Below are 17,811 nucleotides of genomic sequence, written 5' to 3' on the forward strand. Positions count from 1 at the left end.
CGAGTCGACGTGACCCTGCGAACGATCGAGTCCCTGGGTCCGCTCGCCGGCAAGCGCGTCGTCGTCCGGTGTGATCTGAACGTCCCCCTGAAGGACGGCAGCATCACCGACGACGGTCGCGTGCGGGCGTCGGTCCCCACCCTCGAGGCCCTCACGGGCCAGGGGGCGCGTGTGATCGTGGTCTCCCATCTCGGGCGGCCCGACGGCGCACCCGACCCGAAGTACAGCCTTGCGCCCGTCGCGGCGCGCCTCGGCGAACTCCTCGATGCGCCGGTGGCCTTCGCGTCCGACACCGTCGGACCGGATGCCGCGTCGAAGGTCGAGCACCTCGCCGACCGTGAGGTGCTCGTGCTCGAGAACCTTCGCTTCAACGCAGGCGAGACGGCGAAGGACGACGAAGCGCGCGCGGCGTTCGCGGGGGAGCTCGCGGCGTTCGCCGACGCGGTCGTCTCCGACGGCTTCGGCGTCGTGCACCGGAAGCAGGCGAGCGTCTTCGACCTCGAGCAGCTGCGCCCGAGTGCGGCCGGCCTGCTCATCGCCGCCGAGCTCGAGGTGCTCGACCGGCTCACGGAGAACCCCGAGCGGCCGTACACGGTCGTCCTCGGCGGCTCGAAGGTGTCGGACAAGCTCGGGGTGATCGCCCACCTGCTGCCGCGGGTCGACGCGCTGCTCATCGGCGGGGGCATGCTGTTCACGTTCCTCGCCGCCCAGGGCCACAAGGTCGGCTCGAGCCTGCTCGAGGAGGACCAGATCGAGACCGTGCGCGGCTACCTCGCCGAGGCGCGCGAGCGCGGGGTCGAGATCGTCCTGCCGACCGACGTGGTGGTGGCCGAGCGGTTCGCGGCCGATGCCGAGCACGTCGTCGCGCCCGCCGACGCGATCGAGGACACGGCGTTCGGAGCATCCGGCCTCGGCCTCGACATCGGCCCCGACACGGCCGCCGCGTTCGCGGAGAAGATCCGCGGATCGAAGACGGTGTTCTGGAACGGCCCCATGGGCGTGTTCGAGCTCGCGCCGTTCGCCGCCGGCACACGCGAGGTCGCGCAGGCGCTGACCGAGGTCGACGGCCTGAGCGTGGTCGGCGGCGGCGACTCCGCCGCGGCGGTCCGCCAGCTCGGCTTCGCCGACGACGCGTTCGGACACATCTCGACGGGCGGGGGCGCGAGCCTCGAGTTCCTCGAGGGCAAGAAGCTCCCCGGACTGGAGGTCCTCGGATGGCAGTAGGCCGCACCCCGCTCATCGCGGGCAACTGGAAGATGAACCTCGACCACCTGCAGGCGATCGCGTTCGTGCAGAAGCTGGCGTGGTCGCTGGCCGACGCGAAGCACGACGCGGCCGACGCGGAGGTGGCGGTGTTCCCGCCCTTCACCGACTTGCGCTCGGTGCAGACGCTCGTCGCCGCCGACTCGCTGCCCATCGCGTACGGCGGTCAGGATGTCTCGGCCCACGACTCCGGCGCGTACACGGGCGAGATCTCGGGCGCGTTCCTCGCGCAGCTCGACTGCCGGTACGTGATCATCGGACACTCCGAGCGGCGCACGCTGCACGACGAGACCGATGCCGATGTGAACCGCAAGGTCCTCGCCGCACAGCGCCACGGCCTCGTGCCGGTGCTCTGCGTCGGCGAGACCGCCGAAGACCTCGAAGAGCATGGCGCGAGCGCCGTGCCCGTCGCGCAGCTGCGTGCGGCCCTCGAGGGCGTCGACGCGGCGAAGGAAGTCGTCGTCGCGTACGAGCCCGTCTGGGCCATCGGGTCGGGCCAGGCGGCGACTCCCGCCCAGGCCGAGCAGGTCGCCGCGGCGCTGCGCGGCGTTCTGGCCGAGGTCCTCGGCGAGGATGCCGCGAAGGCGACCCGGATCCTCTACGGCGGCTCGGTGAAGGCGGCGAACATCGCCTCCTTCATGCGGGAGCCGAACGTCGACGGGGCACTCGTCGGCGGTGCAAGCCTTGACATCGACGAGTTCTCGAGCATCGTCCGCTTCAAGAAGCACGTCGGCGCCTGAACGCGCCGTGGCCCGTTCCCGACCGGAGCGGGCCACGGCCACTGGCTATACTCTAATGTCGGCACGGCAGCACGCCGTGCCCGGAAAGGGTTCACCGTGGAGATTCTCCAGGTCGTCCTGCAGGTGCTGCTCGGCCTCACGAGCCTCCTGCTGACGCTGCTCATCCTGCTGCACAAGGGCCGCGGCGGTGGTCTGTCCGACATGTTCGGCGGCGGCGTGACCTCCAGCCTCGGCGCCTCCGGCGTCGCCGAGCGCAACCTCAACCGGATCACGATCATCCTGGGCCTCGTCTGGGTCGCTTGCATCGTGGTGCTCGGGCTCATTACCAAGTTCGACGCCGGCATCTGAGGACGACACGATGGTTTCAGGTAACAGCGCCATCCGCGGCTCGCGCGTCGGCGCGGGCCCCATGGGCGAGCAGGACCACGGTTTCCACGCCGACCGCATCGCGGTCAGTTACTGGGACGCGATGGGCAATGAGACGGTCCGCTACTTCGCGGCCAACCTCCCCGCCGAGGAGATCCCCGACATCATCGACAGCCCGTCGACCGGGCTTCCGGCCGGCCGCGACCGCGAGAACCCGCCCGCCGTCGCGAAGGCCGAGCCGTACAAGACCCACCTCGCCTACGTGAAGGAGCGCCGCACCGAGGAGGAAGCGGCTCAGCTCCTCGAAGAGGCGCTCGAGCAGCTCCGCGCGCGTCGCGGGACGAGCTCGAAGTAGCGATCCGCGCGGCTCGCACGACGACGCACGGCGTCGGGCGGTGCGTGCCACGAGGACATGACGAAGGGGCCGGCTCCACGGAGCCGGCCCCTTCGTCATGTCCGCTCAGTACTCGCGGGCGATGAGCTCCTCGGGCACCTCGGCCGCGGCATCCTGGTCGACGAAGAACACGGTGCGGCGGCGTCCCTTGATGCCCGCCACGGGCACCTCGTCCCGGCTTGCGCCGGCCAGGGCGAGGCCGAGCGCGGAGGCCTTGTCGGCGCCGGCCAGCACGAGCCAGATGCGCTGCGAGCTGTTGATCACGGGGCGCGTGAGGCTCAGGCGCTCGGGCGGCGGCTTGGGCGAGTTCCGTACCGGGATGACGGTCCGGTCGGTGACTCGGATCCCCGACCGGTGCGGGAACAGGGAGGCGATGTGCCCGTCGGGCCCGACGCCGAGGAAGGAGATGTCGAAGATCGGGTGCGGGAGGTCGTCCATGCCGAACCGGGCCAGTTCCTCGGCGTACCGGTCGGCGGCCGCGTCGAGCTCGAGACCTGAATCGGCGGCGGGCATGGCGTGCACCTGGCCGGCGTCGAGCTGGAGCCGGTCCAGCAGCGCATCACGCGCCTGCCGGTCGTTGCGTTCGGCGTCGCCCTCGGGCAGCCACCGCTCGTCACTCCACCAGAAGTGCACCCGGCTCCAGTCGATCGACGCCTGCGCGGGCGACGCCCACACGGCTTCGAGCACTGCCGACCCCATCGAGCCCCCGGTCAGCGACAGATGGGCCGTCTCCTGACCGTCGAGGATGTCGAGCGTCTTGGTGATGAAGCGCGCCGCGACGGCGCCCGCGAGGGACGCCTTGTCGGGGTGGACAAGCACGCGTCGTTCGTTCGTCATCGAACCGCCTCCTCGCGGTCTGGGGCAGGGGCGCCGAGCTCGGCGAGCCCGACGGTGATCACCTCGCCGTACAGCTCATCGGGGTCGAGTCGCCGTAGCTCGTCGGCCAGGCAGTCGCGGAGGCTCCGCCGGGGGAGTGCCACGTCGTGCGTCGGCTGGCCGGGCTGCCGGAGCGTCGCGACGCCGGGGATGTCGCGCACCAGGTCGACCGGTCCGCTCGGCCGTTCGAGCCGCACCCCGTGGATGCCGTGCGAGCCCTGCTCGACGGGCGTCAGCCGGTAGGTCGTCTCCGCGCTGAGCTGCATCTGCAGCCAGGCCGCGAGGAGCGTGGTCGACGGGGAGTCGATCGCGCCGTCGACGTCGACCGCGGTGACGGGCTCGTACGGCGGCTGGTCGAGCACGGCCGCCAGCTGCGCGCGCCAGAGGGTGAGCCGGGTCCACGCGAAGTCGGCGTCGCCGGGGGAGTAGTTCTCCGCCAGGACGCGGAGCGCCGCCTGCGGGTCGGCCTGGGCCGAGGCATCCGTGATGCGTCGCTGGGCGATGCGGCCGAGCGGCGACTCGCCCGGCCGGGCCGGTGCCTCGCCCGGCCACCAGGTGACGACCGGGGCGTCGGGCAGCAGGAGCCCCATCACGAGGCTCTCCGGGCTGTCGGCCGCGTCGCCGCAGGCGCGCAGCACGATGACCTCGCTCGCGCCCGCGTCGCCGCCGACGCGGATCTCCGCGTCGAGTCGCGGCGCCACGTCGGCGCCGTCGGCATCTGCGGTCGTCGAGACGACGATGACGCGCATCGGGTGCTCCCGCGACGCGTCGTTCGCGGCCTCGATCGCCTCCTCCTCGGCGCCCGAGCGCGTGGCGATCACGAGGGTCAGCACCCGCCCCAGGGCGACCGCGCCGCCCTCCTCGCGGATCTTGACCAGCGCCTTGGAGATCTGGCTGGTGGTGGTGTCGGGCAGGTCGACGATCACGGGCGCCTCCAGGTTCGGCCGTCGCGGGCGAGGAGCGCGTCGGCGGACGACGGCCCCCAGGTACCGGGGCGGTACTGCTCGGGCTGCCCCTGGGTGGCCCAGAACTCCTCGATCGGGTCGAGGATCTTCCAGCTGAGCTCGACCTCCTCCTGGCGGGGGAACAGCGGCGGGTCGCCGAGCAGCACATCGAGGATCAGCCGCTCGTACGCCTCGGGGCTCGCCTCGGTGAAGGCGTGGCCGTAGCCGAAGTCCATGGTCACGTCGCGCACCTGCATACCCGCGCCCGGCACCTTCGAGCCGAACCGGATCGTCACGCCCTCGTCGGGCTGGACCCTGATGACGAGCGCGTTCTGCCCGAGCTCCGAGGTCTGGCTGTCGGCGAACACCTGCTGCGGCGCGCGCTTGAACACCACGGCGATCTCGGTGACTCGCCGGCCCAACCGCTTGCCGGCTCGCAGGTAGAACGGGACGCCGGCCCACCGCCGGGTGCCGATGAGCAGTTTCATGGCGGCGTACGTCTCGGTCGTCGACTCGGGGTTCATCCCGTCTTCGTCGAGGAAGCCGACGACCTTCTCGCCGCCCTGCCAGCCGCCCGCGTACTGGCCCCGCGCGGTGCCGGTCGCGAGGTCCTCCGGCAGCCGGACGGCCGCGAGGATCTTCTCCTTCTCGGCGCGGAGATCCGCCGCGTCGAACGAGATCGGCTCCTCCATCGCGGTGAGCGCCAGCAGCTGCAGCAGGTGGTTCTGGATGACGTCGCGCGCCGCGCCGATGCCGTCGTAGTACCCCGCGCGGCCGCCGACGCCGATGTCCTCCGCCATCGTGATCTGCACGTGGTCGACGAAATTGGCGTTCCAGATTGGCTCGTACAGCTGGTTGGCGAAGCGCAGCGCGAGGATGTTCTGCACCGTCTCCTTGCCGAGGTAGTGGTCGATGCGGAACACCGAGTCGGGCGGGAAGACCGAGGCCACGACGTCGTTCAGCTCGCGTGCCGTCTTGAGGTCGCTGCCGAACGGCTTCTCGATGACCACGCGGCGCCACTGGCCGTCGCGCTGCTCGGTGAGGCCCGAGCGCTTCAGCTGGGCGATGACCTCCGGGAAGGACTTCGGCGGGATCGAGAGGTAGAACGCGTGGTTGCCCATGGTGCCGCGGTCGCGGTCGAGCTGCTCGACGACCTCACGCAGGCGGTCGAACGACGCGTCGTCGTCGAAGGTCCCCGAGACGAAGCGGATGCCTCGCGCCAGCTGCTTCCACACGTCCTCGCGGAACTCGGTGCGGGCGTACTGCTTGACCGAATCGTGGACGACCTGCTCGAAGTCCTGGTCCTCCCAATCCCGACGGGCGAACCCGACGAGCGCGAAGCCGGGCGGAAGCAGGCCGCGGTTCGCGAGGTCGTACACCGCCGGCATCAGCTTCTTCCGCGACAGGTCGCCCGTCACGCCGAAGATGATGAGGCTCGATGGACCCGCGATGCGGTTCAGCCGGTAGTCCTTCGCAGACCGGAGCGGGTTGTGACCCGCCGAGATCGTGGCCGGTTGCATGCCGTCTCCGCCGATCAGCCGATCGCGTCGCGGAGGCCCGCGAGCTGGGCGGCGGGATCGGTGAGGGTCAGCGTCAGCACCGGGCGTCCGTGGTCGGCGAGCACGCTCGCGTCGCCGGAGGCCTGCGCCGCGATGAGCTCGCCGAACGTGAACGGCCGCTCGGGGATCGCGAGATCGTCCGCGGGGCGCTGCGTGAGCTGCAGGAACACGCCCACCGCCGGACCGCCCTTGTGGAACTGGCCGGTGGAGTGCAGGAACCGGGGCCCCCAGCCGAACGTCACCGGCCGGCCGGCGCGCGCCGCGAGGAGGTCGCGGAGCTCGGCGAGCTCGGGGTGGGCCACCCGGTCGACGTACGCCTGCACCGAGAGGTAGCCGTCGGCGGGCAGTTCCTCGAGCAGCACCTCGATGGCGGAGGCGAGGTCGCTCGCCGCGCCGATGACCTCGGGCGTGCCGCGCACCTCGATGCCGTCGGCGACGAAGGCCGCGGGCGCGGGCTCGGGGCGGGCGTCCAGGAGTCCGCGTGCCGCGATCTTGGCGGACTCGACGTCGGGCTGGTCGAACGGGTTGATACCGAGCAGACGACCTGCGACGGCGGTGGCGTACTCCCAGACGAGCAGCTGCGCGCCGAGGGTGCCGGACACGCGGATCTCGCCGTCGTCGCCCGCGAACACGTCGTCGCCGGCGTCGGCGACGAGCCGCACCACCTGGACGTCGGAGAGACGGGCAGACAGCTCGGGTGCCGCGGTGTCGAGGACGACGGGCAGGATGCCGGTGCCCTCCTTGCCCGTCGACTCCGCGATGAGCTGCTCGGCCCAGTCGGCGAAGCCGACGATGTGGGTGCCGTCGGCGACGATCGCGAGCTTGTCGCGGCGCGGGCTCGTCGCCGCGATCGCCGCGCCCAGGATGAGGCCGGGGTTCTCCTCCGCGTCGATCGCGAGCGGGAGCTCGATGGCCTCGGCTTCGTCGAGGATCTCCGCGATGTCGACGCCGGCGAGACCAGAGGGCACGAGCCCGAACGCCGTCAGCGCGGAGTAGCGTCCGCCGACGTTCGGGTCGGCGTTGAACACGCGGTAGCCGGCTGCCCTCGCCGACTCGTCGAGCGGCGAGCCAGGGTCGGTGACCACGACGATGCGACCGACGGGGTCGATGCCCGCCTCGCGGAAGGCCTGCTCGTACACCCGGCGCTGACTGTCGGTCTCGACGGTCGAGCCGGACTTCGACGAGACGACGAGCGCCGAGGAGGCGAGCCGGTCGGCGAGGGCCGCCCGCACCTGACCCGGCTCGGTCGAGTCGAGCACGGTGAGTTCGGCGCCGACGGTCCGGGTGATGACCTCGGGCGCGAGCGAGGAACCGCCCATGCCGGCGAGCACGATGTGGTCGACACCCGCGGCACGGAGCTCGTCGCGGAGCGCGACGATCTCGGGCACGAGGGCGCGCGAGATCGCGACCGCCTCGGTCCAGCCGAGGCGCTTGGCCGACTCCTCCTCGGCCGCGCGCCCCCAGAGCGCGGGGTCCTGCGCGGTGATGCCGGATGCGACGCGGTCGGCGACGAGCGTCGGCACGGTGCGACGAACGGCGTCCGCCGCGGCGCCGCTCACGGCGATGCGGAAGCTCACTTCGCCGCCTCCAGCGCTGCGCGGACCGTCTCGAGCAACTCGTTCCACGACACGATGAACTTCTCCACGCCTTCGCGCTCGAGGAGCGCGGTGACGTCGTCGTAGTCGACGCCGACGCCCGCGAGGGCGTCGAGCACGCGACCGGCGTCGGCGTAGGCGCCGGTGACCGTGTCGCCGACGATCTCGCCGTGGTCGAACGTGGCCTCGAGCGTCTTCTCGGGCATGGTGTTCACGACGCCGGGTGCGACGAGCTCGGTCACGTACAGCGTGTCGGGCAGCGCCGGGTCCTTCACGCCGGTCGACGCCCACAGCGGACGCTGCCGGTTCGCCCCCGCCTCGAGGAGCGCCGTGGCGCGGTCGCTCGCGAACACCTGCTCGTAGAGCTCGTAGGCGAGGCGGGCGTTGGCGATGCCGGCCTTGCTCTTCAGCGCGAGCGCCTCGTCGGTGCCGATCTCGGTGAGTCGCTTGTCGATCTCGGTGTCGACGCGCGAGACGAAGAACGATGCGACCGAGTGGATGGTCGACAGGTCGATGCCGGCCGCCTTCGCCTGCTCGAGCCCGGCGAGGTAGGCCTCGATGACCTGGCGGTACCGGTCGAGGCTGAAGATCAGGGTGACGTTCACGCTGATGCCCGCCGCGATCGTGTCGCGGATCGCGTCGAGCCCCTCGACGGTCGCCGGGATCTTGATCATCGCGTTCGGCCGGTCGACCTTCGCCCAGAGCGCCTTCGCCGAGGCGATCGTGCCCTCGGCGTCGTGCGCGAGGTCGGGCGCCACCTCGATCGAGACCCGGCCGTCGAAGCCGTTGCTCGCGTCGTAGACCGGCCGGAAGACGTCGGCCGCGGCCTGCACGTCGTCGGTGGTGATCTCGAAGACGGCGGTGTCGACGTCAGCGCCCTGCCCGGCGAGCGCGTGCAGCTGCTCCGCGTAGGCGGCGCCGTTCGCCAGTGCGCCGGCGAAGATCGTCGGGTTGGTCGTCACGCCGACGACATCGCGATCGGCGATGAGGCGGGTGAGGTCGCCCGTCGCGAGGCGCTGACGCGACAGGTCGTCGAGCCAGATGCTGACGCCGGCCTCGGAGAGGGCGGCGGTGGGAGTGGTGCTCATGGGGATGATTCTCCTTCTGCTCGCTCAGACGGCGGCGAGCGATTCCTTCGCGGCGGCGACGACGGCTTCGGTCGTGATGCCGAACTCGCGGAACAGGGTCTTGTAGTCGGCGGAGGCTCCGAAGTGCTCGATCGAGACGCTGCGACCGCGGGGGCCGACGTAGCGCTGCCAGCTGAGCGCGAGCCCGGCCTCGACCGAGACCCGGGCGGTCACCGACGACGGCAGCACGGACTCGCGGTATGCGGCATCCTGCTCTTCGAACCACTCGAGCGAGGGGGCCGAGACGACGCGCGCCTGGATGCCCTCTGCGGCGAGCTGCTCGCGAGCCGCGACGGCGAGCTGCACCTCGGAGCCCGTGGCGATGAGGATCACGTCGGGCTCGCCCGACGGGGCCTCTGCCAGCACGTACGCGCCCTTCGCGACGTTGGCGGCGGATGCGAGCACGTCGCCGGAGGCGTCGCCGTCGCCGCGCTCGAACACCGGGATGTTCTGGCGCGTGAGCGCGATGCCGACAGGCGCGTCGCGGCGCTTCAGGATCTCGAGCCAGGCGTGCGACACCTCGTTCGCGTCCGCGGGCCGCACGACGGTGAACCCGGGGATGGCCCGGAGCGTCGCGAGCTGCTCGATCGGCTGGTGCGTCGGGCCGTCTTCGCCGAGCGCGACCGAGTCGTGGGTCCACACGAAGATCGAGGGCACCTTCATGAGCGCCGCGAGACGCACGGCCGGCCGCATGTAGTCGCTGAAGATGAGGAACGTCCCGCCGAACGGCCGCGTAGGCCCGTGCAGCACGATGCCGTTGACGATCGCGCCCATGGCGTGCTCGCGGATGCCGAAGTGCAGCACACGGCCGTACGGGTCGCCCGAGAACTCGTGGGTCGACCACTGCGCGGGGATGAACGAGGGCGCGCCCGCGATCGTCGTGAGGTTCGACTCCGCGAGGTCGGCCGAGCCGCCCCAGAACTCGGGCAGCTGCGGGGCGAGCGCGTTGATGACCTTGCCCGATGCGGCGCGCGTGGACACCTCCGTGCCGCCGTCGAACGACGGGAGCGCCGACTCGATGTCGTCGGGCAGCTCGCCGGCCTCGAGGCGGTCGAGCAGGGCCTTCCGCTCGGGGTTCGCGGCGGCCCAGGCGTCGAACGCCCGCTGCCACTCCGCGTGAGCCGCTGCGCCGCGCTCACGTGCCGCGCGGGTGTGCGCGATCACGTCCTCGGCGACGACGAAGGTGGCCTCGGGGTCGAAGCCGAGCACCTCCTTCGTCGCGGCGAGCTCCGACGCGCCGAGCGCCGAGCCGTGGATCTTGCCCGTGTTCTGCTTGCCGGGCGAGGGCCATCCGATGATGGTCTTCAGGATGATGATCGAGGGCTTGTCCTGCTCGCCCTTGGCGGCCTCGATCGCGGCGTGCAGCTCGGCGACGTCTTCGACGTACTCGCCGGTCTTCTTCCAGTCGACGGTCTGGACGTGCCAGCCGTAGGCCTCGTAGCGCTTGGCGACGTCTTCGGTGAAGGCGATGTTCGTGTCGTCTTCGATCGAGATCTGGTTGGAGTCGTAGATGACGACGAGGTTGCCGAGCTGCTGGTGGCCCGCGAGCGAGGAGGCCTCGCTCGTCACGCCCTCCTGCAGGTCGCCGTCGCCGGCGATCACGTAGACGAAGTGGTCGAAGGGGCTCTCACCGGCCGGGGCGTCGGGGTCGAAGAGTCCGCGTTCGAACCGCGAGGCGTAGGCGAAGCCGACCGCGGAGGCGAGGCCCTGGCCGAGGGGGCCGGTCGTGATCTCGACCCCGTCGGTGTGGCCGTACTCGGGGTGTCCGGGCGTCTTCGAGCCCCAGGTGCGCAGCGCCTTGAGGTCGTCGAGCTCCAGGCCCGAGCCCTCGAGGTAGAGCTGGACGTACTGCGTGAGGGAGCTGTGGCCGGCCGACAGGATGAACCGGTCGCGTCCGAGCCAGTGGGTGTCCGACGGGTCGCGCCGCATGACCTTCTGGAAGAGGAGGTAGGCGGCGGGCGCGAGGCTCATCGCCGTACCGGGGTGCCCATTGCCGACCTTCTCCACCGCGTCCGCGGCGAGCACGCGCGCCGTGTCCACGGCCCGGTCGTCGATGGGATCCCATTGCAGAGTTGCCACGAGGTGTCGTTCCTTCCGATCGTGGCGGCGTCAGGGGAGCCGACAAGCCCCCGGACCCGCCGGGATACGCTTCGGCGCGGTGGAGCCTGGCGACTGCCTGCGGAAGGTGCGTCGCGTGAGACGGCACATCGGATCCGCGCCGCCGGGCGCGCTTCCCTCAGTATATGGACAGGATGACGCCCTGTGACGGGACATGACTCACCCGCGCCGGGGGTTGACGTGAGGTCGCCGGGATGCGGGCGGGACCGCCGCGCGGACGGCATGGCCTAGAATCGGGAGCGGCCCGCGCGCACGTACGAGCGCGCCCGCGTGCCGGAAGAGGAACGATGCAGGCAGCCGTAGAGACCCGTGACGCCAGACCGGCGATGACCGTCCGCCGCAAGCTCGCGGCGTACGTCGCGCTCACCAAGCCGCGGGTGATCGAGCTGCTGCTCGTCGTCACCGCGCCGACGATGATCCTGGCCCAGCAGGGGCTGCCCGACCTGTGGCTGCTGCTCGCGACCCTCATCGGCGGCGCGATGAGCGCTGGGTCCGCCGGCGCGTTCAACTGCTACATCGACCGCGACATCGACCGGGTCATGAAGCGCACGAAGAAGCGGCCGCTCGTCACGGGCGAGCTGACCGACCGCGAGGCGCTCCTGTTCGCGTACGGGCTCGGCATCGCCTCGATCGCCTGGCTCTGGATCTTCACGAACTGGGTGGCGGCAGCGCTCTCGCTCGCCGCGATCCTGCTCTACGTCGTCTTCTACAGCCTCATCCTGAAGCGCCGTACGTCGCAGAACATCGTGTGGGGCGGGGTCGCGGGCTGCATGCCCGTGCTCATCGGGTGGGCCGCCGTCACCGGCAGCCTTGACTGGGCGCCGTTCATCCTGTTCCTCATCATCTTCCTCTGGACGCCGCCGCACTACTGGCCGCTGTCGATGAAATACAAGGACGACTACGCCGCCGCCGGCGTGCCCATGCTCGCGGTCGTCCGCGGCCGCGCGCAGGTCGGCCTGCAGGTGATCCTCTACGCGTGGGCGACCGTCGCCTGCTCGCTGCTGCTCATCCCGGTCGCCGGCATGGGGCTCGTGTACACGGCGACCGCGCTCGTCGTCGGCGGCTGGTTCGTGTACGAGACGCACCGCCTCTACGGCCTTGCGATCCGTCACGAGCAGGTGTCACCGATGCGCGTGTTCCACGGGTCGATCGTCTACCTGTCGCTGCTGTTCCTCGCGATCGGCATCGACCCGCTGCTGCCCTTCTAGGGGTCGGTCGAGACTAGACGGTGCGCTCGGCGTCGGGCGCTTCATCGCCCGATGCCTCGTCATCGCTCAGGACGACGTCGTGATCGTGCGCGGCGAAGAACGCCGACTGCCGGCGCATGATCTCAGCCATGCCGTCGGCGCGCGGATCGCCGTACACCGTGTGCACGAAGTCGAGCTCGCGCTGGATGGCCCAGATCTCGTCGTGACGGTCGGGGGAGAGGATGCTCGCGGGCGACCCCACCGCGACCCATCCGATCGGCACGAGCGCTCCGGCCGGCAGCACCGTGTTCACCTGCACGACGCCGTTGATGCGCACCTCCGAGTCGTCGCCGAGCTCCGCACCGGGGAAGATGGCGGCACCCGTCGCGACGAAGACGCGGTCGCCGACGCGCGCACCGTTCACGTGCGCGTGCGGACCGATCATCACGTCGGCGCCGACGAGCGCCGGATGCCCCGCGCGACCGCGCACCAGCGCATGCTCCATGACCACCGTGTTCGGCCCGATGCGGACCTGCCCGTCTTCGGCGGTGAGGACGGCTCCGTGCAGGATGCGGGCGCCCGCGTCGACGACCACGTCGCCGGAGAGGATGGCGCCCGGCGCGACGGTCGCGTCGGGGTGGACACGCGGCGCACGGCCGCGGTGCGCGACCCTCATCGCGCCGCCGTGCCTAGGGATGCCTCGGCCGGCCGCTTGAGGCGCATCAGGACGGAGGTCATCGCGGCGACGAGGATGACCGCAAGCACCATGTGGATGTTCACGAGGACGATGGGCAGTCCCGTCCGGGCTTGCCAGAGGCCGACTGCGATCTGCACCACCTCTACGGAGCAGAGGAGGCCGACCGCTCCACGGAGGCCGAGATCGCTCGGCGTCCGGAACGCGCCGACGAGGAGGGCGATGGTGAGTGCGAACGTGAGATACCCGGGCCAGGCGTGGATGTGCTGCCAGAGGATGGGATCCAAGCCGTTCCGAGCCGCGGCGTCGTCGCCGGCGTGCGGACCCGAGCCGGTGAGCAGGATGCCGACGATCACCGTGAGCAAGACGGCCGCGCTCGTGAGGTGCGCGAGGGTCGCATACCCTCGGGAGACGGCGAGGCGCCGAGGTCCCGGTGCGGCGTACACACGATGCACCAGGAGCGTCGCGAGGCAGACCAGCGCGGCCGAGACGAGGAAGTGGAAGCCGACGACGGCGGGGTGGAGATGCAGCCACACGGTGATCCCGCCGACGACCGCTTGCACGATGATCCCGACGCCGATCGCGAACGAGATTCCGGTGAGGTCCCGGCGACGCGGCTGCAGGCGCAGCACCGACAGGAACATCAGAGCCGCGACGATGACGAGGACGCCCGTCAGCGTGCGGTTGCCGAACTCGATCAAGCCGTGGACGCCCAGCTCGGGGGTCGGGACGAGTGACTCCGCGGTGCAGTAGGGCCAGGTCTCGCACCCCATTCCGGATCCCGTCAGGCGCACGAGCCCACCGGTGCCCACGATGCCCACGTTGACGATGAGTGAGAGCCACGCCATCGCGCGGACCCATCGGGTGATCGTCGTCGGGAGCAGGAACGCGAGGATGCGATTACCCCTGTCGACTCGGGCTTCGGGCTGCGCGACGCGGTGCACGGGCGGAACGGTCCTCACTGGGTCTCGGGGGCTGTGACGGTGCCGTGAGTCCGGCACCGAGCACCGCGCGACCCTGTAGTCTTGATGGGTTGAGGCATCCGCCCGTCGCGCGCGATTTCGCGTCGTGCGGATCCCCAGCCATCTTAGGTTCGCATTGGAGCCACCCGCACATCACCGCTGATCGCCCGTACCTCGACGCGCGAGGCGCGGTGAGCCGGACTGATAGCCGGTCGCACGGGAGGAGAAGAGGAGCACATGACGGACGTACTGATCGACCGCCCCGAGCTGGAGGGTCTCGGCGTCTACGAGTTCGGCTGGGCCGACTCCGACAGCGCCGGCGCATCCGCCCGCCGCGGCCTGTCGGAGGACGTGGTCGCCGACATCTCGGCGCTGAAGAAGGAGCCGGAGTGGATGCTCCAGCGGCGCCTCCGCGCGCTGCAGCTCTTCGACCGCAAACCGATGCCGTCGTGGGGCGCCGACCTCTCCGAGATCGATTTCGACAACATCAAGTACTTCGTCCGCTCCACCGAGAAGCAGGCGCAGTCCTGGGAGGACCTCCCCGAGGACATCCGCAACACGTACGAGCGCCTCGGCATCCCCGAGGCCGAGCGTCAGCGCCTCGTCGCGGGTGTGGCCGCGCAGTACGAGTCCGAGGTGGTCTACCACCAGATCCGCGAGGACCTCGAGGCGCAGGGCGTCATCTTCCTCGACACCGACACCGCCCTGAAGGAGCACCCCGAGTTCTTCGAGGAGTACTTCGGCACCGTCATCCCGGCGGGCGACAACAAGTTCGCCGCGCTCAACACGGCCGTCTGGTCGGGCGGCTCCTTCGTCTACGTGCCGAAGGGCGTCCACGTCGAGATCCCGCTGCAGGCCTACTTCCGGATCAACACCGAGAACATGGGCCAGTTCGAGCGGACCCTGATCATCGCCGACGAGGACAGCTACGTCCACTACATCGAGGGCTGCACCGCGCCGATCTACAAGTCCGACTCACTGCACTCCGCGGTCGTCGAGATCATCGTGAAGAAGAACGCCCGCGTGCGCTACACGACGATCCAGAACTGGTCGAACAACGTCTACAACCTCGTGACCAAGCGCGCCGTCGCCCACGAGGGCGCCACCATGGAGTGGATCGACGGCAACATCGGCTCGAAGGTCACGATGAAGTACCCGTCGATCTTCCTCATGGGCGAGCACGCCAAGGGCGAGACGCTCTCGGTCGCGTTCGCGGGTCCCGGCCAGCACCAGGACGCCGGCGCGAAGATGATCCATATGGCGCCGTACACGCAGTCGTCGATCGTCTCGAAGTCGATCGCGCGCGGCGGCGGGCGCGCCGGCTACCGCGGTGAGGTCCGGGTCGACGCGAACGCGCACCACTCGGCCAACACCGTGCGCTGCGACGCGCTGCTCGTGGACACCATCTCGCGCTCCGACACCTACCCGGCGATCGACATCCGCGTCGACGACGTCCAGCTCGGTCACGAGGCGACCGTCTCGAAGGTCAGCGAGGAGCAGCTGTTCTACCTGATGTCCCGCGGGCTGCCCGAGGACGAGGCGATGGCGATGATCGTGCGCGGCTTCATCGAGCCGATCGCCCGCGAACTGCCCATGGAGTACGCGATGGAACTCAACAAGCTCATCGAGATGGGCATGGAAGGATCGGTCGGCTAGGAATGACCGCCGCTACGCAGAGCACAGCCATGCCCACCGCCGAGCAGCACGGCCTCCGCGCCCACTCCGACACCCTCGCTCCGGTGCAGACCCGCTCCGAGCGGTTCCGGTCGGCGGACGTCGCCGACTTCGCGCCCGTCACGGGTCGCGAGCACGAGTGGAAGCTCTCGCCCGTCGGCGCGTTCGCCGACCTCACCGGCGGCGAGCTCGACGGCTCGCGGCTCCAGCTCGAGACGATCGACGCCCAGGGCGTGACCGTCGGCTGGATCGGCCGTGACGACGCCCGGATCGGCACCGCCGGACTGCCAGAGGACCGGGCGTCGGCCAACGCCTGGTCGAGCTTCGGCGAGGCGCTGCTCGTCTCGATCACCGGCGAGGACGACAAGGTGGCGAGCGTCAGCCGCACCGGGCTCGGCTCCGCGCCGCGCGCCGCGCACACCGTCATCGAGGCGGCGCCGAACAGTCGGGGCCTCATCGTCCTGCGGGGTGCCGGCGACGCGCGCCTCGCCGAGAACGTGGAGATCCTCGTCGGAGAGGGCGCGAACCTCACCGTCGTGTCGCTGCAGGAATGGACCGACGACTCGGTCCACCTCGCGAGCCACTTCGCCCGCGTGGGCCGCGACGCCAAGCTCAAGCACATCGTCGTCTCGCTCGGCGGCAAGGTCGTGCGGGTGAACCCGTCGACCCACCTCGCCGAGCAGGGCGGCGACGTCGAGGCGCTCGGGCTCTACTTCTCCGACGCCGGGCAGCACCTCGAGCAGCAGGTCTACGTCCACCACGACGCCCCGCACACCCGCTCGCGCGTGACCTACAAGGGCGCGCTGCAGGGCGAGGGCGCGCGGACCGTGTGGATCGGCGACGTGCTCATCGGCAACGCGGCGACCGGGACCGACAGCTACGAGCAGAACCGCAACCTCGTGCTCACCGACGGCACCCGTGCCGACTCCGTGCCGAACCTCGAGATCGAGACGGGTGACATCGAGGGCGCCGGCCATGCGTCGGCGACCGGCCGGTTCGATGACGAGCAGCTGTTCTACCTCATGGCCCGCGGCATCCGCGAAGACGAGGCGCGCCGGCTCGTCGTCCGCGGCTTCCTCACCGAGATCGTGCAGCAGATCGGCTCGCCCGAGCTCGAGGAGCACCTCATCGCCGCACTCGAAGCCGAACTGCAGGGGAGCTGACGTGGCATCCGTTCGCGTCTGCGGGGTCGACGACCTCGCCGTCAACCAGGCGTCGCGCTTCGTGGTCGAGGGCGTGCCGATCGCTGTCGTCAAGGACGCGGCCGGCGACGTCTTCGCGATCGGCGACACCTGCACCCACGGCGACATCTCCCTCGCCGAGGGCTTCGTCGAGGACGACACGCTCGAGTGCTGGGCCCACGGCTCGAAGTTCTCGCTGCGCACCGGCAAGCCCCTCACCCTGCCGGCCTACGAGCCGGTGCCCGTCTACCAGGTCACCATCGAGGGCGGCGACGTGCTGATCGACCCCTCGGCGACCGTGGCCGTCTGACCCCACCTCCTTCCCGGCCGCGCGCCGGCCTCCGACCGAAAGAAGAACCCCACCTCATGTCCGTGCTCGAGATCAAGAACCTGCACGTCAACGTCGAGACCGACCAGGGCACCCGCGAGATCCTCCGCGGCGTCGACCTGGTGATCAACGAGGGCGAGATCCACGCCATCATGGGCCCCAACGGCTCCGGCAAGTCGACGCTCGCGTACACGATCGCCGGTCACCCGAAGTACACCGTCGTCGACGGCGAGATCCTGCTCGACGGCGAGAACGTCCTCGAGATGTCGGTGGACGAGCGCGCCCGCGCGGGCCTCTTCCTCGCGATGCAGTACCCGGTCGAGATCCCCGGCGTCACCGTGACGAACTTCCTCCGCACCGCGAAGACCGCGATCGACGGCGAGGCGCCGGCGATCCGCACGTGGCTGAAGGACGTCCGGGAGTCGATGTCGAACCTCAAGATGGACCAGGCGTTCGCCGAGCGCAACGTCAACGAGGGCTTCTCCGGCGGCGAGAAGAAGCGCAACGAGATCCTCCAGCTCGAGCTGCTGAAGCCGAAGTTCGCCGTCCTCGACGAGACCGACTCCGGTCTCGACGTCGACGCGCTCAAGATCGTGTCGGAGGGCGTGAACCGTGCGCACGAGCACACGGGCCTCGGCATCCTGCTGATCACGCACTACACGCGCATCCTCCGCTACATCAAGCCGAACTTCGTGCACGTGTTCGTCGCCGGCCGCATCGCCGAGCAGGGCGGGCCCGAGCTCGCCGACCGGCTCGAAGAAGAGGGCTACGACCGCTACGTCTCGCAGACGGCGTAGGCTGCC

The 17,811-nt window shown here is 70.5% G+C and carries 17 protein-coding genes; 9 read left to right on the forward strand and 8 right to left on the reverse strand.

The annotated features are described in order from the left end of the window. Positions 1–9: 9 nt before the first annotated feature. From ABIQ69_RS08025 to ABIQ69_RS08040, 4 genes are all read left to right on the forward strand, one after another. On the forward strand, positions 10–1,224 hold the full coding sequence (locus ABIQ69_RS08025) for a phosphoglycerate kinase (protein ID WP_350349833.1): 1,215 nt from the start codon (positions 10–12) through the stop codon (positions 1,222–1,224). Continuing rightward, positions 1,215–2,003 carry a triose-phosphate isomerase gene (tpiA, locus tag ABIQ69_RS08030; RefSeq protein WP_350349834.1) on the forward strand — a complete coding sequence of 263 codons (789 nt, stop codon included), beginning with the start codon at positions 1,215–1,217 and terminating at the stop codon, positions 2,001–2,003. Before ABIQ69_RS08025 ends, tpiA begins: the two co-directional genes overlap by 10 nt. A 96-nt stretch (positions 2,004–2,099) precedes the next feature. Beyond that, a complete protein-coding gene (gene secG, locus ABIQ69_RS08035; RefSeq protein ID WP_350349835.1) occupies positions 2,100–2,351 on the forward strand; it encodes a preprotein translocase subunit SecG in 252 nt (83 codons plus the stop codon). Between the two features lie 10 nt (positions 2,352–2,361). Further along, positions 2,362–2,724: an RNA polymerase-binding protein RbpA gene (locus ABIQ69_RS08040; protein WP_350349836.1), complete on the forward strand. Its 363-nt coding sequence runs from the start codon at positions 2,362–2,364 to the stop codon at positions 2,722–2,724. A 105-nt stretch (positions 2,725–2,829) separates the two neighbouring features. On the opposite strand, the gene pgl is transcribed toward ABIQ69_RS08040, so the two are convergent. The 6 genes from pgl to tkt are packed head-to-tail and all read right to left on the reverse strand — an operon-like array spanning position 2,830 to position 10,943. Continuing rightward, positions 2,830–3,600, reverse strand: coding sequence for a 6-phosphogluconolactonase (pgl, locus tag ABIQ69_RS08045; RefSeq protein ID WP_350349837.1), 771 nt, complete (start codon positions 3,598–3,600; stop codon positions 2,830–2,832). Continuing rightward, positions 3,597–4,565: a glucose-6-phosphate dehydrogenase assembly protein OpcA gene (locus ABIQ69_RS08050; protein ID WP_350349838.1), complete on the reverse strand. Its 969-nt coding sequence runs from the start codon at positions 4,563–4,565 to the stop codon at positions 3,597–3,599. The genes pgl and ABIQ69_RS08050 overlap by 4 nt, the downstream gene beginning before the upstream one ends. Further along, entirely contained in the window at positions 4,562–6,103 is a 1,542-nt protein-coding gene (gene zwf / locus ABIQ69_RS08055; RefSeq protein WP_350349839.1) for a glucose-6-phosphate dehydrogenase, read from the reverse strand. The genes ABIQ69_RS08050 and zwf overlap by 4 nt, the downstream gene beginning before the upstream one ends. A 14-nt stretch (positions 6,104–6,117) precedes the next feature. Beyond that, positions 6,118–7,719 (reverse strand): glucose-6-phosphate isomerase, encoded by a 1,602-nt coding sequence (locus ABIQ69_RS08060; protein WP_350349840.1) that lies wholly within the window; start codon positions 7,717–7,719, stop codon positions 6,118–6,120. Next, positions 7,716–8,825, reverse strand: a complete 1,110-nt coding sequence (gene tal, locus ABIQ69_RS08065) for a transaldolase (RefSeq protein WP_350349841.1) — start codon at positions 8,823–8,825, stop codon at positions 7,716–7,718. Before tal ends, ABIQ69_RS08060 begins: the two co-directional genes overlap by 4 nt. A gap of 24 nt (positions 8,826–8,849) precedes the next feature. Continuing rightward, on the reverse strand, positions 8,850–10,943 hold the full coding sequence (gene tkt / locus ABIQ69_RS08070) for a transketolase (RefSeq protein WP_350349842.1): 2,094 nt from the start codon (positions 10,941–10,943) through the stop codon (positions 8,850–8,852). A 326-nt stretch (positions 10,944–11,269) separates the two neighbouring features. Between tkt and ABIQ69_RS08075 the strand changes: the two genes are divergently transcribed. Further along, positions 11,270–12,190 (forward strand): heme o synthase, encoded by a 921-nt coding sequence (locus ABIQ69_RS08075; protein ID WP_350349843.1) that lies wholly within the window; start codon positions 11,270–11,272, stop codon positions 12,188–12,190. 13 nt (positions 12,191–12,203) lie between these two features. Here the strand turns inward: ABIQ69_RS08075 and ABIQ69_RS08080 are convergent, their stop codons facing one another. Together ABIQ69_RS08080 and ABIQ69_RS08085 are read right to left on the reverse strand one after the other, a co-directional pair. Next, a complete protein-coding gene (locus tag ABIQ69_RS08080; protein ID WP_350349844.1) occupies positions 12,204–12,845 on the reverse strand; it encodes a gamma carbonic anhydrase family protein in 642 nt (213 codons plus the stop codon). Beyond that, positions 12,842–13,807: a COX15/CtaA family protein gene (locus ABIQ69_RS08085; RefSeq protein ID WP_350349845.1), complete on the reverse strand. Its 966-nt coding sequence runs from the start codon at positions 13,805–13,807 to the stop codon at positions 12,842–12,844. The genes ABIQ69_RS08080 and ABIQ69_RS08085 overlap by 4 nt, the downstream gene beginning before the upstream one ends. Before the next feature lie 255 nt (positions 13,808–14,062). Between ABIQ69_RS08085 and sufB the strand changes: the two genes are divergently transcribed. From sufB to sufC, 4 genes are read left to right on the forward strand one after another with little or no spacing between them, the layout of a single operon-like run. Further along, positions 14,063–15,481 (forward strand): Fe-S cluster assembly protein SufB, encoded by a 1,419-nt coding sequence (gene sufB / locus ABIQ69_RS08090; RefSeq protein ID WP_350349846.1) that lies wholly within the window; start codon positions 14,063–14,065, stop codon positions 15,479–15,481. A gap of 29 nt (positions 15,482–15,510) precedes the next feature. After that, positions 15,511–16,662, forward strand: a complete 1,152-nt coding sequence (gene sufD / locus ABIQ69_RS08095; protein ID WP_350349847.1) for a Fe-S cluster assembly protein SufD — start codon at positions 15,511–15,513, stop codon at positions 16,660–16,662. A gap of 1 nt (position 16,663) precedes the next feature. Continuing rightward, positions 16,664–16,990: a non-heme iron oxygenase ferredoxin subunit gene (locus ABIQ69_RS08100; protein WP_350349848.1), complete on the forward strand. Its 327-nt coding sequence runs from the start codon at positions 16,664–16,666 to the stop codon at positions 16,988–16,990. Between the two features lie 56 nt (positions 16,991–17,046). Continuing rightward, entirely contained in the window at positions 17,047–17,805 is a 759-nt protein-coding gene (sufC, locus tag ABIQ69_RS08105; RefSeq protein ID WP_350349849.1) for a Fe-S cluster assembly ATPase SufC, read from the forward strand. The last annotated feature ends 6 nt before the right edge of the window (positions 17,806–17,811 follow it).

It is taken from the genome of Agromyces sp. G08B096 (assembly GCF_040267705.1).
Classification (GTDB): Bacteria; Actinomycetota; Actinomycetes; order Actinomycetales; family Microbacteriaceae; genus Agromyces.